The organism is Roseovarius sp. ZX-A-9 (assembly GCF_028369135.1).
GTDB lineage: Bacteria > Pseudomonadota > Alphaproteobacteria > Rhodobacterales > Rhodobacteraceae > Roseovarius.
The window spans coordinates 1-14,857 of record NZ_JAPWHW010000019.1 but is presented as its reverse complement, the minus strand read 5'-3'; the positions used below and the strand labels follow the sequence as shown (position 1 = coordinate 14,857).

Sequence of the window (14,857 nt, the reverse complement as noted above, 5' to 3'; positions counted from 1 at the left end):
CATGCAGATCGACGCAGTGATTTTCGACATCGGCAACGTGCTGATTGAATGGCAACCCGAACGGTTCTTTGACGCCCGGATCGGCGCGGCGGCGCGCAAGGCAATCTTTGCCGAGGTGCCGTTTTACGAGATGATGGACCGGATCGACGCGGGCGCACCCTTTGCCGCGACGGTCGAGGAGGTGGCGCAGGGCCATCCCCGCTGGGAAGACGCGATTCGGCTGGTTCGCGACGCGTGGACCGATCTGGCGCAACCGGCCATTCCCCGTTCGGTGCGCCTTTTGGCGGCTCTCAAGGCACGCCGCATCCCGGTTTTTGCGCTGTCGAATTTCGGCGCGCAGAATTTCCCACTCAGTTGTGCGGCCTTCCCGTTCCTGCGGACCTTCGACCGGCACTACATCTCGGGTGAAATGGGCCTGATCAAGCCCAACCCGGCAATCTATGCGGCGGTCGAGGCCGATTGCGCCATCGCGCCCGAAAGACTGCTGTTCACCGACGACCGGGCCGACAATATCGAGGCAGCGCAGGCGCGCGGCTGGCAGACCCATCTCTTTGACAGCCCCGACGGATTTGCGCAGTGTCTGGTCTCTGCCGGACTATTGACCAAAGAGGAAGCAATATGAGCGTCACCATGATTCCGTTTGACGAAGGCGAGGCCAATCTCGACTGGCTGGGGCTGTGCAATGCTTTCGCACACGGCCACAGCCTGCCCAAGGCCGAGATCGCCGACAGCTTCCTCTACCGCGATCCCGATACGCTGCTCAGCCGCGCGGCATGGATCGACGGCATGGGACTGGCGGTCAAATCCGCCACCATCTTTCCGCGCAACCCTGACAAGGGCGCGCCGATGATCAACGGTGCGGTCAGCCTGTTTGACGACACGGTCGGCACGCTGGCCGCGATCATCGACTTTCATCTGGTGACCAAGTGGAAGACAGCCGGCGACAGCCTGTTTGCGGCACGCCAGCTCGCCCGCCCCGACAGCAAGCGCATTCTGATCGTGGGGGCCGGCACGGTCGGCCGCAATCTCTGGCAGGCCTATCGGGCGGCTTTCCCCGATCCCGAATTCACCGTCTGGAACCGGACCCGCGCCAATGCCGAGGCCATGGTCGCGGATTGTCCCGGCCTGAAAGTCGCGGATGATCTGGAAACGGCTGTGCGTGCCGCCGATATCGTCACGTCGGCCACCATGAGCACCGAACCACTGATCAAGGGCGAATGGTTCCAGCCCGGCCAGCATATCGACCTGATCGGCGCCTATCGCCCGGACATGCGCGAGGTGGACGATACCGCAATGGCCCGTGCCCGCATCTTTGTTGACAGCTATGAAACGACCGTGGGTCATATCGGCGAGATCAAGATCCCGCTGGAGGCCGGCGTGATCGCCCGCGACGACATACGGGCGGATTACTATGAGCCCGAAAAGTTCAAACGCACCTCGGATAACGAAATCACCCTGTTCAAGAACGGCGGTGGCGCGCATCTCGATCTGATGACCAGCCGATACATTCTCGATGCGTGGCACGCGGCGAAATGAACTGGTTACTCGCGATTCTGGCGGGCCTTGCGGCAGCGCCGTTTATTCGCGAGGCGCTGCGCTGCCCGGTGTCCGACGCGCGCAAGGCCGCAGCCCCCGGCGGTTTCGCCACACTGTCACGCGGCACCACCTACTATCGCTGGCGCGGGCCCGAGGGCGGCCCGGTGGCAGTTTGCGTGCATGGCCTGACCACTCCCAGCCTGGTCTGGGACCGGATCGCGGATGCTTTGGTGGACCAGGGATACCGCGTGCTGACATACGACCTTTACGGGCGTGGCCTGTCTGATCGGGTACGCGGCGCACAGGATTCCGATTTCTTTGTCCGTCAACTCGAAGAACTGCTGACAGAACTGGGTGCGCCGCCCAAGATCACGCTGCTCGGCTATTCGATGGGCGGTGCCATCGTGCCCGCCTTTGCCGCGCGCCACATCGACATGCTGCACCAGATCGTTCTGATTGCGCCCGCCGGGCTGGGCCATGACCTCGGGCCTGCATCGCGGCTCATTGCCAACCTTGGTCTTTTCGGCAACTGGCTGATGCTCACTGTTTACGCCCGCTCGATGCGGCGCGCCTGCAATGCCGAGCGGAGCCTGCCCAGTTCGATCCCCGGTATCACCGATGTGCAGGTTGACCAGATCAATGATCGTGGCTTCCTGCCCGCCATCCTTCGCTCGCTGCGCGGTATCCTCGATGAACCTCTTGGCGACGAGCATCGCGCGATTGCCGACGCGGGCCTGCCGGTGCTGGCGATCTGGGGCGAAACGGACGATGTGATCCCGCTCGCCTGCAAGGAAACGCTTTCAGAGCTGAACCCGAATGCCGTGAATGTGGTGATTGACGGCGCGGGCCATACCCTGCCCTATACGGACGATCCCACCGTCGTAGCGGCATTGCACACGCATCTTGTCAGGCCTGACGGGCTGCGTGTCTGAGGCTCGGCCTACGCTGCGGCCAACCGCTTTTCCTTGACCGGCAGATGCACGATGGCGCTGAAGGCGCCGACACCGACACCGATCCACCAGACTGCGTTGTAATCGCCGTAAGCGTCATACATCCGCCCGCCCAGCCAGACCCCAAGGAAGCTGCCCAACTGGTGGCTGAAAAAGACGATCCCATAGAGCGTGCCCATGTAGCGCAGGCCATAGAGCTGAGCGACCAGACCGCTGGTCAGCGGCACCGTCGCCAGCCACAAGGACCCCATCCCGACGGAAAAGAGCAGCACCGTGGCCGGGGTGATCGGCGTCATGATGAACGCCGCCGCGACAAAGGTCCGCAGCGTGTAAATCCCCGCCAACAGGTATTTTTTCGTATACCGCTTGCCCAGATACCCGGCCGTCAGCGTGCCTACGATATTGGCGAACCCAATGGCCGAGATCGCCACCGCCCCCAGCGCCGAAGTGCTGGTGATTCCCATCCCGTAGAGCATCCCGCCGGGGTCGATCGGACCACACATCTCGGTCACGAAGGCCGGGAAATGTGCGGTGATGAAGCCCAGTTGATAGCCACAGCTGAAAAATCCCAGGAAAATCAGCGTGAAACTGGGGTCGCGCAGCGCCTTGCCGACAATCGCCCCCATGCTTTCCTCGATCACCGGGCCGCCACTCCGAACCGGTGCGCGCATGAGCGGCAACACCAGCAACACCGACAGGACCATCCCTGCAAAGATCACGAAGACCATCTGCCAACTGGTCACAGTCAGCAACGCCTCGGCCAGCGGCGGGCCGAAAATCTGCCCGGCCGATCCCGCAGCCGTGGCCACCGCCAGGCTCATCGAGCGATGCTCGTCAGAACTGGCCCGGCCAACCACCGCGAGGATCACGCCAAACCCGGTGCCCGCGATGCCAAACCCGACAAGGATCTCGTAGACCTGATGCGCCCCCGGCGTGACCGCGAAGGACGACAAGACCAGCCCCGCCGCATAAACCAGCGCTCCGATCACGATCGCCTTGCGGTCGCCGATCTTTTCCGCAATCGCCCCGAAAATCGGCTGCCCGATTCCCCAGGCCAGGTTCTGTATTGCGATCGCCAGGCTGAACTCTGCCCGAAGCCAGCCAAATTCCTCTGCAATGGGGATCTGGAACACGCCAAAGGCGGCGCGGATTGCAAAGGATACCATGATGATGGCGCAAGCCGCGATCAATACGGGGCTCATCAAAGGGGACGGTCTGTCCATCGCGCGCTCCACCTATCTCACCCTGCGCAGCCTAGAGCGGGCTGAACAGCCGTCAAATCAACAAATGTGATCGATACAATCACCCGACCCGGTCATCCCGACGCGCCAATGCCTCCAGCCGCTCGTCGATGGCCGCCAGACGCTCAATCACATCGTCGCGGTAGGCATCGGTATTCGCGGTGTCTTCCGCATGATGCGCATCCTGCATCGAATTCACAATCAGACCCACCAGCAGGTTCACCACGGCAAAGGTCGTGACCATGATGAATGGCACGAAGAACACCCAGGCCCAGACGTAAACATCCATAACCGGGCGCACGATCCCCATCGACCACGATTCGAGTGTCATGATCTGAAACAGCGTATAGCCCGACCGGCCCAGCGTCCCGAACCATTCGGGAAATGCGCCGCCAAACAGCTTGGTCGCGATCACCGCCCCGATGTAGAAGATGATCGCCATCAGCAGAAACACCGAGCCCATACCCGGCAGCGCGGTCACGAACCCTTCGACCACCCGGCGCAAGCTCGGCGCCACCGAAATCACCCGCAGCACCCGCAGGATACGCAGCGCCCGCAAAGCCGACAGCCCCTGCCCGGCAGGCACCAGTGAAATGCCGACGATTATCATATCGAACAGGCTCCAGCCTTCGCGAAAGAAGCGGGCCCCGCGGGCAACAAGCTTGGCTGCGATCTCGGCCACGAAAAACGCCAGACAGGCGACATCGAGCGCGACGACCAATCCGCCGAAACGCGACATCACGGTGTCCGACGTCTCCAGGCCCAGAAGGATCGCGTTGAACACGATCACGCCGATGATGACCTGCCGCACCGCAGGACGCTCCAGAAATGCGGCCAGTTTTTGTCGAAATACGTTCATCTTGCCCATACCTTTGCCTGCACGCCATATGAGGTGCCGGGCGCATGCACGCAAGCGCAACTATGCTGCACCTTGCGGCCCAAAATATCCCGGGTGGAGCGTTGGAAATTAAATGATTATCCAACGTTAGGGGCAGAGCCCCCGATCTGCGTGTACGCAAATGGTGAAAATGCGCGCGCCCCTCGGCGCGCGCCCTTGCCAGTGAGACGTCAGTTGGCGGCGATCATCTCGGCTTGTTTCACGATCACCTCGGCTTGCTTGATGCTGGCGATGTCCACTAGGCGCCCCTTGTAGACGGTGGCACCTTCGCCCTTGGCCTTGGCGTCTTCCATTGCCGCAAGGATCTCGCGCGCTTCTGCCACGGCCTCCTCGGTCGGGGTGAAAATCTCGTTGGCCAGCGCGATCTGCTTGGGATGGATTGCCCATTTGCCCACCATGCCCAGCGTGGCAGACCGCAGCGCCTGCGCGCGAAAGCCTTCGTCGTCGGAAAAATCACCGAACGGGCCATCGACGGGCAACAGCCCATGCGTGCGGCAAGCGGCGACGATGGCGGTTTGCGCCCAGTGCCACGGATCGGACCAATGCTTCACGCCCTCGTGCAGCATATAGTAGTTCTCTTGCGTGCCGCCGATGCCGGTGGTCGCCATGCCCATCGACGCGGCAAAGTCAGCCGCGCCAAGGCTCATCGCCTGCAAACGCGGGCTGGCAGCGGCGATTTCCTCGACATGAGAGATGCCGGCGGCACTTTCGATGATGACTTCGAAACTGATCGGCTTGGTGCGCCCCTTAGCCCGCTCGATGGAGGTGACCAGCGCGTCAACCGCATAGATATCGGCCGCGCAGCCCACCTTGGGGATCATGATCTGGTCCAACCGGTCACCCGCCTGTTCCAGCAGCTCCACCACATCGCGATACCACCACCCGGTGTCCAGCCCGTTGATCCGCACGCTCAGGTATTTTTTGCCCCAATCCACCGTATTGATCGCTTCGATCGTCTGGCGACGCGCCCGATCCTTGTCAGAGGGCGATACGGAATCCTCCAGATCGATATTGATCACATCCGCAGCACTGGCGGCCATCTTCTCAAACAGCTTGGCATTCGATCCCGGCCCGAAGAGTTGGCAGCGGTTCGGGCGGGCGGGGGCGGCAGGTTGCAGACGAAAGCTCATGTTGCGGGCCTTTCGGATTAGAATATTGCGGAAAATATGCCTCGTTTTTTATTTAATTGCGCAGCCGTACGCAAGGTAGATTTGCAGTTGCGGCATTTTACATTGCAGCGCAGCATGCCCGCCAGCGACGCGATGGCCTCTCTGCTGCAACTAGGTCAGCTTAGCGGCATGCAGATTGGCCCCGACATCGTCTCGCTTGGAAATGGTCGGGGGATTCAGATCATGATCGGCGTCGCCTCGCTGGCGGTGATGATCATCGGGATCGCGCGACGCTATGCACGGCCGTGATAGAAGTATCTGAACCAAAATGGCTAAATCATCGAACTTTCTTGCTCTAATTCCACCACAGGCTAACGATTTGATATGATATCGCGTGAAACCCGTGCAATTTTGCCGGCAAATATTTCTGACCAAGGACCGCTGCCATGATTGAGACACCATACCTCCTGTTCCTGGGCGACGCGCCCGACATGCTGGCTGCCAAGGTCGCCATCGGCATCCGCGACTGGCGCCCCGAGAATGCCGTCGGCCAGATCCGGCTTCCGAATTGTGGTGCCGATCTGGGGCTGGCGGAAATGACGTTGCAAGAAGGGCTGGACGCGGGTGCCAAAACGCTGGTGATCGGCGTGGCCAACCGTGGCGGCGTGATCAGCCAAGCGTGGAAGGATCTGCTGATCGAGGCGCTTCGCATGGGCTATGACCTAGCCGCGGGCCTGCACAACCTGCTGCGCGACGAGGGCGATCTGGTCGCCGCCGCGCAGACTTATGGCGGAACGCTGCACGACGTGCGCGTGCCCACTGACGGCTATCCCATCGCCAGCGGCGTGAAACGGACGGGCAAACGATGCCTTGCCGTAGGCACCGATTGTTCGGTCGGCAAGATGTACACCGCCATGGCGATGGAACGCGACATGACGGCGCGGGGCATGAAGGCAACCTTCCGCGCCACCGGTCAAACCGGCATCCTGATCACCGGTCACGGCGTGCCGCTGGATGCGGTCGTGGCCGATTTCATGGCCGGTTCGATCGAATACCTTTCGCCCGACAATGACGACGATCACTGGGACATGATCGAGGGGCAAGGCAGCCTCTTTCACGTCTCCTATTCCGGCGTCACGATGGCGCTGATCCATGGCGGCCAGCCCGATGCGCTGATCCTGTGTCACGAACCGACGCGCAAACACATGCGCGGGTTGCCCGGTTACAAGCTACAATCGCTGGAGATGTTGCGCGATACCGCCCTGCCACTGGCGCAAATCGCAAACCCGGCGTGCAAGGTCGTAGGCATATCCGTCAACACCCAGCACATGACCGACGCCGATGCCCGCGCCTATCTGGCCGAAGTGTCGGCGCGTATGGCCCTGCCCGCAACCGACCCTTACCGCTATGGGTCGGATCTGCTGGTGGATGCGCTGGCCGCACTGTAATCAGGCAACTGCGCCGATGGCCCCGCATGGAGCCTCCGGCGGGAGTATTTGACCAAAGAAGAAGAGGTGGGTGCCGTGCAAATCACTGTCACACGCGATGTGTTCAGGCTGGCGCAGGTCTTTACCATTTCGCGCGGATCGCGAACCGAAGCCAAAGTTCTGACCGTACGCGTGAGCGATGGCACCCATCAGGGCATGGGCGAATGCGTGCCCTATGCACGCTACGGCGAAAGCCTGGAATCGGTAACCGCACAAATCGAAAACGTGGCCGTGCCGGTGGATCGCGCGGGCCTCTATGCGCTGCCAGCAGGGGCGGCACGCAACGCACTGGATTGCGCGCTGTGGGATCTGGAGGCCAAGCGCGCCGGAAAACGCGCATGGGAACTGGCCGGTCTGCCCGTCCCCGGCCCCGAGATCACGGCCTATACCCTGTCGCTGGACACACCCGAAGCCATGCAGGCACAGGCCGCCAAGAACGCGCATCGCCCGCTACTAAAAATCAAACTGGGCACGCCAGATGACATGCCCCGGCTGGAAGCCGTTCGCGCGGGCGCGCCGAAATCGACCATTATCGTCGACGCCAATGAGGGTTGGTCGGCAGAGGTTTATGCCGATCTCGCGCCGCATCTGGTGCGACTGGGTGTCGCACTGGTCGAACAGCCACTGCCTGCGGGCGAGGATGATGCGTTGATCGGGATGGACCGCCCGGTACCGGTCTGCGCCGACGAAAGCTGTCATGACCGTGCCAGCCTGCCCGCCCTCAAGGGCAAGTATGACGTTGTGAACATCAAGCTCGACAAGACCGGTGGGCTGACCGAGGCGCTGGAACTGCGCCGCGCCGCTTTGGCCGAAGGTTACAAGGTGATGGTCGGCTGCATGATCGGCTCCAGCCTCGCCATGGCGCCCGCCACGCTGGTGGCGCAGGGCGCCATGATTACCGACCTTGACGGCCCGCTGCTTCTGGCAGAAGACCGGAACGCACCGCTAACATTCGACGAGCATGGCGTGCATCCACCAAGTGCCACGCTCTGGGGCTAAGGAGAGCTGAGATGACCCGCACCGTTTACCTGAATGGCGATTACATGCCGGAAACCGAGGCGAAAGTTTCGATCTTTGATCGCGGTTTCCTCATGGCTGACGGGGTCTATGAGGTCACCAGCGTGCTGGACGGCAAACTGATCGACTTCGCGGGCCACGTCAAACGACTGGAGCGGTCGCTGAGCGAATTGGACATGAAGAAGCCTGCCTGCTTTGACGATCTGCTGGCAGTGCACCGCGAACTGGTGGCGCGCAATAACTTGGTGGAAGGGCTGATCTATCTGCAGATCACCCGCGGCAGCGACGGTGACCGTGATTTCGCCTTTCCCGACCCCGAGACCACCGAACCAACGGTCGTGCTATTCACCCAGTCGAAACCGGGGCTGGCCCATTCCACGCAGTCAAAGACCGGCGTCAAGATCATCTCGATCGAGGATATCCGCTGGGGCCGCCGCGACATCAAGACGGTGCAGCTGCTCTATCCGTCGATGGGCAAGATGATGGCCAAGAAGGCTGGCTGTGACGATGCGTGGCTGGTCGAGGACGGGTACGTGACCGAAGGCACATCAAACAATGCCTATATCATCAAGGGCGGTCGGATCATTACCCGCCAGCTCAGCAACGACATCCTGCACGGCATCACCCGCGCCGCCGTGCTGCGCTTTGCCCGCGAGGCGCAGATGGAGGTCGAGGAGCGCAGCTTCACGATCGAAGAGGCACAAGGCGCGGAGGAGGCATTCACCACGTCGGCCAGCGGCTTCGTCATGCCGGTGGTGGAGGTCGACGGCGTAGCCCTCGGTGACGGCACGCCGGGACCGGTGGCACGGCGGCTGCGCGAGATTTACCTGGAAGAGAGCCTGAAGGCGGCGATCTGAGAAGCGCGCCTTCACACGGTGCACATGTTCAGGCTGGCTTCAGGTCTTGTCTCCGACATTTTCCGCGAACGCCACCTTGAACGCCTCTTTCTTCGCGTCTCCGGCCTCGGTCTGATAATTCGATTTCCATTCGTCCATCGTCATGCCGTAAAAAATCTCGCGTGCCTCGTCCTTGCCCATCTCGATGCCGCGCTCATTTGCTGCTTCCTGATACCAGCGGCTCAGACAGTTGCGGCAGAACCCGGCGAGGTTCATCATGTCGATGTTCTGAACATCGGTGCGTTTTTCCATCAGGTGCGTGCGCAGGGCCCGGAAGGCAGCAGCTTCCAACTCGATACGGGTCTGATCATCCATGGGTCTTCTCCTCGGTCGGCCAAATATTCCCATCAATATAGGGCGGGTGGCGCGTGCTTTACAGAACCCGTTTGACATAGGCAGCGTCGAGTTCGGCCAGATTGACCGACAGGCTGCCCACATCCGGCAATACCGCCACCAGAACGTCGAGGATCACCCGCGCCAGATCGGCCTTCACCTCGGCCGACCGGCCCGGCAACAGCAACAGCGTGGCATGGGCGTAACTTTGCGGTTCGGTGCCCAGACGCTGTGCGCCCGCCGCCAATGTGCGAACTTTCAGCGCCGCGGGATGCGGGATCGCGGAATGGGCAGCCAGCGCCTGAAACACCGCCTCGCACAGCGCATCCAGCGTCGCGGCATCGCCGATGTCGGCGGAGTGATCGATTATCACATGGGGCATGGCAGTCTCCGGATTGAATCAAACATTAGCGATCTCGGCAGCCTGCACCATCATTGGCGCCAGACGCTGTGCCCATGCCACCTGTTCGGCTTCGGTCGCTATGAGGTCGTTGCGCAGCTCGATCAGGATGTTGGGCCGTTCATAGGCAATCGCGTGGCGCGCGATGCTGTCGCCGGGCAAATGCCCCGAATAGGGCTGATTGTCGCCAACACACAGGTCCGGCTCTGCCTTCAAAAGCTCCAGAAACGGCTTGGCCAGCCGCGTATCGGCGGCATAAAGCAGGCCCACATGCCACGGGCGCGGCGCGCGGCCCTTGAACTGCGGCGTAAAGCTGTGAACCGACACGACCACCGTATCGGCGCGCCGGGCGCAAAGCTCGGCCAGCGCAGTGTGGTAGGGCCGGTAGAGCGCGTTCAGCCGCGCTTCGCGCTCGGCCTCGTCGGCGTAACGATTGCCGGGGATGATGGTGCCGTCATAGAGCTTCATCAACAGTGTCGGGTCATCCTCGCCCCGGTTGGGGTCGATCACAAGCCGCGAGAAATTGCTGAGGATCGCGGTCGCATCCAGCGCCTCGGCCAACGCGCGCGCGAGGCCTGCGGCGCCAATGTCATAGGCGATATGGCGCGCCATATCCTCAGGCGCGACGCCCAGGTCGCCGCCGCTCACGAAATCCGGCACCGTATTGGCCGCGTGATCACAAGTTACCAGCCAGCGCGCAGGCCGGTCCGCGCCGATAACCTCGAAGGGATAATAAGTCATTCGGGTGTCACTTTCTTAGGTAACCATCTAGGCTGTAAGCGCGAACAGCGCAACAAACCACTGGCACACCGTTAGCGATAACGGTACCAAACGAAAAACGACCAGAAGGACACCAAAGCATGAGGCGGCACCGCAACGTCAAGATCGTGGCCACACTCGGCCCCGCGTCAGAGGATTACGATACGATCCGCGCCCTGCACGAGGCAGGCGCAGACGTGTTCCGGCTGAACATGAGCCATGGCGAGCATGAATCGATCCGTGAAAAGCACCGGATCATTCGCCAGATCGAAAAAGACCTGAACAGCCCGATCGCGATTCTTGCTGACCTCCAAGGGCCAAAGCTGCGCGTTGGCACCTTTGCCGCAAATGAAGTCGATCTGGAAGCGGGCGCGTCCTTCCGTCTTGATCTGGACGAGGCCGAGGGCGATGTCTCCCGTGTCTGCCTGCCCCATCCCGAGATTTTCGCGGCACTGCGCGAGGGCGCGTCGCTGCTGGTCAATGACGGCAAGATTCGTCTGCGCGTTACGTCCTGCGGTGCCGATCACGCCAATTGCGAGGTGATGGTGGGCGGCACCATCTCGAACCGCAAGGGCGTCAACGTGCCGGACGTCGAACTGCCCTTGGCAGCGCTGTCAGAGAAAGACCGCAAGGATCTGGAATTCGTCTGCGAACTGGGCGTCGACTGGCTCGCGCTCAGCTTTGTGCAGCGGCCCGAAGACGTGGAGGAGGCGCGCGAACTGGCGCGCGGACGCGCCGCAATCCTCAGCAAGATCGAAAAGCCGTCGGCCGTTACGCGGTTCGCCAGCATCCTCGCTGCATCTGACGGCATCATGGTGGCACGCGGCGATCTGGGCGTGGAACTGCCGGTGCAGAACGTGCCGCCAATCCAGAAACGTCTGGTCCGCGCATGTCGTGCCGCAGCCAAGCCGGTCATCGTGGCCACCCAGATGCTGGAATCGATGATCACCGCACCGGTCCCCACCCGCGCCGAGGTCAGCGATGTGGCAACCGCCATCTACGAAGGCGCCGATGCGATCATGCTGTCGGCCGAATCAGCCGCAGGCAGTTATCCAATCGAGGCGGTCACAACGATGGACAACGTCGCCCGCGAGGTCGAAAGCGATCCGACCTACACCCAGATCATTGAGGCCTCGCGTACCGCTACGCGCACGACGGTTGCCGACGGCATCGTGGCCGCCGCCCGCGAAATCGCCGAGACGACGGATATCAAGGCGATCTGCTGCTTCACCCAGTCCGGCACGACCGCGCTGCTGACCGCGCGCGAACGTCCGCGCGTGCCGATCATCGCGATGACTTCGGTGATGGGTACGGCCCGGCGGCTGGCGCTGACCTGGGGCGTGAACACGGTGATGACCGAAGAGCTGAGCCGGTTCAAGGCAGCGGTGATTAACGCCGCGCGTGCCGCCCGCGCGCAGGGCTATGCCACAACGCTGGATCAGATCGTGGTCACGGCCGGCGTCCCATTCAACGTGCCGGGCACAACCAACATCCTGCGCGTCGCCCCCTGTCAGGAAAGTTTGATCTACGCGACCGATCCGGGCTAACCTGCGGTATGGGCGCGGAATGCCCCCCCTCAAGAGGAGTGATGCCGCGATGAAAACCGACCTGTTGCTGGTGATCGGCATCGTGCTGACCATCTTTTCCATCCCGTCCATCATCTCTGCTTTTTCCGACGGGCGTGCGCCGCGTGTCGCGGCGGTGGTGCTGATCGCGGCGGGCTGTCTGGTGGTCTACGCGATCCAGTTGCACCCGGGCGAATTCCGGCTGGAGGATATCCCCCACGCCTTTATCCGCGTGATCGCCGGAATCATTCGCTGACGGCTTTGCGCCACACTGGATAAATTTGCTCTCGCAGGATGGACACGCGGGGAAACGCGCCGGGACCACGGCAGTACGGATCACCAGCATTCCCCCTTGCACTAACGGCGCGCCCCTTTTATACGCCATACTTCACCCGCGCGTCCGGCCAATGTGGCATGCCGAGTCGCGCGTTTTCGACCGAACTCAAAGAGGAGCCGGAAATGCCCAAGATGAAGACGAAATCGAGCTGCAAGAAGCGGTTCAAGATCTCGGCCTCGGGCCGTGTGATCGCAGGTCAGGCAGGCAAAAGCCACGGCATGATCAAACGCACCAAGAAATTCATCCGCAACGCGCGCGGAACCACCACGTTGTCGAAGGCTGATGAGCAAATCATCAAGCCGATGATGCCGTATTCGCGCTAGGGGAGGAATCACACTATGGCACGAGTCAAAGGTGGGGTTGTTACCCACGCCCGTCACAAGAAAGTCATCAAGGCCGCAAAAGGCTATTATGGCCGTCGCAAGAACACCTTCAAGGTGGCCACACAGGCCGTCGACAAGGCCAACCAGTACGCGACCCGCGACCGCAAGAACCGCAAGCGCAACTTCCGCGCCCTGTGGATCCAGCGGATCAACGCCGCCGTGCGCAGCCATGACGAAGCGCTGACATACAGCCGCTTCATCAACGGCCTGTCGCTGGCCGGTGTCGAAGTGGACCGCAAGGTTCTGGCCGATCTGGCCGTGCACGAGCCTGCGGCATTCGCGGCAATCGTCGATCAGGCCAAGGCAGCACTGCCTGCCTGATCCGGCTTACCACGACCACATGAATTCAAAGGCCCGGACAGTATCACTGTCCGGGCCTTTTTCATTTCAGGGGTATTTTCCGGCGTCTCGGCAACCGCATCTGCGCCACAGGCAAACCGGTAACCGGGGGGGCCGTACTTCGTGTCAGGCGCTCATCGACGCGACGAAACGCTCGAACAGATAAAAGCTGTCCTGCGGGCCGGGGCTGGCCTCGGGGTGGTGCTGCACCGAAAACACCGGCTTGTCCTTCATGCGAATCCCGCAGTTCGACCCGTCAAAGAGCGACACATGAGTCTCCATGACGCCCTCGGGCAGGCTCTGGCCATCCACCGCGAAACCGTGGTTCATCGACGTAATCTCGACCTTGCCGGTCTCCACGTCCTTGACCGGATGGTTGGCGCCGTGATGACCGTGATTCATCTTGACCGTACGCCCCCCCAGTGCCAGCGCAAGCATCTGATGGCCGAGGCAGATGCCAAAGACCGGCAGGTCTGCGGCCAGCACATCGCGGATCATCGGCACTGCGTATTTGCCCGTCGCCGCGGGATCGCCGGGGCCGTTGGACAAGAACACGCCATCGGGCTTGTGCGCCAGCACATCCTGAGCCGTTGCCGTTGCCGGCAGGACGGTCACATCACATCCCGCACTGGCCAGGCAGCGCAGGATGTTGCGTTTTGCGCCATAGTCCACAGCCACGACCTTGTGCTTTGCGTTGCTCTGGCGCGTGTAGCCCTCGGGCCAAGCCCAACGCATCTCATCCCAACGGTAGGATTGTGCGCAGGTGACGCCCTTTGCCAGGTCCATGCCTTCGAGGCCCGCGAACCCGCGCGCCTTTTCGACCAGTGCCGCAATGTCGAAATTCCCGTCCGGATCGTGCGACAGTGCCGCATGCGGCGCGCCCTGCTGGCGGATCGCGCGGGTCAGACGGCGGGTATCGACACCGCCGATGGCGATACGCCCTCGCCGCGTCAGCCAGTCATCCAGCGTTTGGGTGCTGCGCCAGTTGCTCGGTTCGGTCGGATCCCACTTGACCACCATGCCCTCGGCCACCGGATCGGCGGCTTCGTCATCATCGACGTTCACGCCCGTATTGCCGATATGCGGGAAGGTGAAGGTCACGATCTGCCCAGCATAGCTAGGGTCGGTCATGATCTCCTGATACCCGGTCATCGCCGTGTTGAAGCACAGCTCCGCCACGGTGTCGCCAGTCGCGCCAAAGCCGCGCCCGTAAAAAACGCTACCATCGGCCAGAGCAAGACAGGCAGTGGGACGGGACTGGGTTGCATCGGCCATGGGTGGCTCTCCGTTATATGAAGCGAGCGGGCAAATCTGCGCATGTCTAGGGGCGTCGTCCGGAGGGGTCAAGAGGGAGCGCGGCGGTTCGCGCAGGCCCGCACCGACATTCGCGCGACGCATCCACCCATATCACTTTGCCAGCGGGTCCGCCACTGGAGGCTTGGGCGGCAGGGTTGCGAAACCCACCATCCCGATCGGTGAGCGTCACACTACAAAAAAAGCGGGACTCAGGTTGTGAGCCCCGCAGTTTCTGGAGAATCTGTGGCTTTTGTCAATTGGGCCACGGCAGGGAGTATGTCTTGACGTTGGTAAAGAACTTCATGGCCTCG

Annotated in this window: 18 protein-coding genes; 11 read left to right on the top strand and 7 right to left on the bottom strand. The window is 62.0% G+C overall.

What is annotated here, in order from left to right; all coding sequences use genetic code 11:
• The first annotated feature begins 1 nt into the window (after position 1).
• The 3 genes from O3306_RS17105 to O3306_RS17095 are packed head-to-tail and all read left to right on the top strand — an operon-like array spanning position 2 to position 2,468.
• Complete coding sequence (locus tag O3306_RS17105; RefSeq protein ID WP_272009512.1) at positions 2-622, top strand: HAD family hydrolase; 621 nt, start codon at positions 2-4, stop codon at positions 620-622.
• The gene (locus O3306_RS17100; protein ID WP_272009510.1) at positions 619-1,536 is read left to right on the top strand and encodes an ornithine cyclodeaminase family protein; all 918 of its coding nucleotides are present in this window, start codon (positions 619-621) and stop codon (positions 1,534-1,536) included. The genes O3306_RS17105 and O3306_RS17100 overlap by 4 nt, the downstream gene beginning before the upstream one ends.
• Entirely contained in the window at positions 1,533-2,468 is a 936-nt protein-coding gene (locus tag O3306_RS17095; RefSeq protein WP_272009508.1) for an alpha/beta fold hydrolase, read from the top strand. The genes O3306_RS17100 and O3306_RS17095 overlap by 4 nt, the downstream gene beginning before the upstream one ends.
• A gap of 8 nt (positions 2,469-2,476) precedes the next feature.
• Here O3306_RS17095 and O3306_RS17090 read toward each other — a convergent pair whose 3' ends face one another.
• The 3 genes from O3306_RS17090 to O3306_RS17080 all read right to left on the bottom strand — a co-directional run bounded on the left by O3306_RS17090 (position 2,477) and on the right by O3306_RS17080 (position 5,755).
• Positions 2,477-3,709, bottom strand: coding sequence for an MFS transporter (locus O3306_RS17090; protein WP_272009507.1), 1,233 nt, complete (start codon positions 3,707-3,709; stop codon positions 2,477-2,479).
• A 79-nt stretch (positions 3,710-3,788) separates the two neighbouring features.
• Positions 3,789-4,586 carry an ion transporter gene (locus O3306_RS17085; protein WP_272009505.1) on the bottom strand — a complete coding sequence of 266 codons (798 nt, stop codon included), beginning with the start codon at positions 4,584-4,586 and terminating at the stop codon, positions 3,789-3,791.
• Positions 4,587-4,795: 209 nt separating this feature from the next.
• Positions 4,796-5,755, bottom strand: a complete 960-nt coding sequence (locus O3306_RS17080; RefSeq protein ID WP_272009503.1) for an L-malyl-CoA/beta-methylmalyl-CoA lyase — start codon at positions 5,753-5,755, stop codon at positions 4,796-4,798.
• A 114-nt stretch (positions 5,756-5,869) separates the two neighbouring features.
• Here O3306_RS17080 and O3306_RS17075 point away from each other — a divergent pair, with 114 nt between their 5' ends.
• The 4 genes from O3306_RS17075 (at position 5,870) to O3306_RS17060 (ending at position 9,095) form a co-directional block, all read left to right on the top strand.
• Complete coding sequence (locus tag O3306_RS17075; protein WP_272009501.1) at positions 5,870-6,043, top strand: hypothetical protein; 174 nt, start codon at positions 5,870-5,872, stop codon at positions 6,041-6,043.
• A 137-nt stretch (positions 6,044-6,180) separates the two neighbouring features.
• The gene (dgcN, locus tag O3306_RS17070) at positions 6,181-7,182 is read left to right on the top strand and encodes an N-acetyltransferase DgcN (protein ID WP_272009499.1); all 1,002 of its coding nucleotides are present in this window, start codon (positions 6,181-6,183) and stop codon (positions 7,180-7,182) included.
• A 75-nt stretch (positions 7,183-7,257) separates the two neighbouring features.
• Positions 7,258-8,220 (top strand): N-acetyl-D-Glu racemase DgcA, encoded by a 963-nt coding sequence (gene dgcA, locus O3306_RS17065; RefSeq protein ID WP_272009497.1) that lies wholly within the window; start codon positions 7,258-7,260, stop codon positions 8,218-8,220.
• 11 nt (positions 8,221-8,231) lie between these two features.
• Complete coding sequence (locus O3306_RS17060; protein WP_272009496.1) at positions 8,232-9,095, top strand: D-amino-acid transaminase; 864 nt, start codon at positions 8,232-8,234, stop codon at positions 9,093-9,095.
• Between the two features lie 39 nt (positions 9,096-9,134).
• Here the strand turns inward: O3306_RS17060 and O3306_RS17055 are convergent, their stop codons facing one another.
• From O3306_RS17055 to O3306_RS17045, 3 genes are read right to left on the bottom strand one after another with little or no spacing between them, the layout of a single operon-like run.
• Complete coding sequence (locus tag O3306_RS17055; RefSeq protein WP_272009494.1) at positions 9,135-9,449, bottom strand: DUF1244 domain-containing protein; 315 nt, start codon at positions 9,447-9,449, stop codon at positions 9,135-9,137.
• Between the two features lie 58 nt (positions 9,450-9,507).
• Positions 9,508-9,849, bottom strand: coding sequence for a 5-carboxymethyl-2-hydroxymuconate Delta-isomerase (locus O3306_RS17050; RefSeq protein ID WP_272009492.1), 342 nt, complete (start codon positions 9,847-9,849; stop codon positions 9,508-9,510).
• Between the two features lie 18 nt (positions 9,850-9,867).
• The gene (locus O3306_RS17045) at positions 9,868-10,608 is read right to left on the bottom strand and encodes an N-formylglutamate amidohydrolase (protein WP_272009490.1); all 741 of its coding nucleotides are present in this window, start codon (positions 10,606-10,608) and stop codon (positions 9,868-9,870) included.
• A gap of 119 nt (positions 10,609-10,727) precedes the next feature.
• On the opposite strand from O3306_RS17045, the gene pyk reads away from it, so the two are divergent.
• The 4 genes from pyk (at position 10,728) to rplT (ending at position 13,232) form a co-directional block, all read left to right on the top strand.
• Complete coding sequence (gene pyk, locus O3306_RS17040) at positions 10,728-12,173, top strand: pyruvate kinase (RefSeq protein WP_272009488.1); 1,446 nt, start codon at positions 10,728-10,730, stop codon at positions 12,171-12,173.
• Positions 12,174-12,222: 49 nt separating this feature from the next.
• Positions 12,223-12,447, top strand: coding sequence for a hypothetical protein (locus O3306_RS17035; protein ID WP_272009486.1), 225 nt, complete (start codon positions 12,223-12,225; stop codon positions 12,445-12,447).
• Positions 12,448-12,650: 203 nt separating this feature from the next.
• Complete coding sequence (rpmI, locus tag O3306_RS17030; RefSeq protein WP_272009484.1) at positions 12,651-12,851, top strand: 50S ribosomal protein L35; 201 nt, start codon at positions 12,651-12,653, stop codon at positions 12,849-12,851.
• 15 nt (positions 12,852-12,866) lie between these two features.
• Positions 12,867-13,232, top strand: a complete 366-nt coding sequence (gene rplT / locus O3306_RS17025) for a 50S ribosomal protein L20 (RefSeq protein WP_272009482.1) — start codon at positions 12,867-12,869, stop codon at positions 13,230-13,232.
• A 144-nt stretch (positions 13,233-13,376) separates the two neighbouring features.
• Here the strand turns inward: rplT and carA are convergent, their stop codons facing one another.
• A complete protein-coding gene (carA, locus tag O3306_RS17020; RefSeq protein ID WP_272009480.1) occupies positions 13,377-14,525 on the bottom strand; it encodes a glutamine-hydrolyzing carbamoyl-phosphate synthase small subunit in 1,149 nt (382 codons plus the stop codon).
• Positions 14,526-14,857 lie beyond the last annotated feature (332 nt).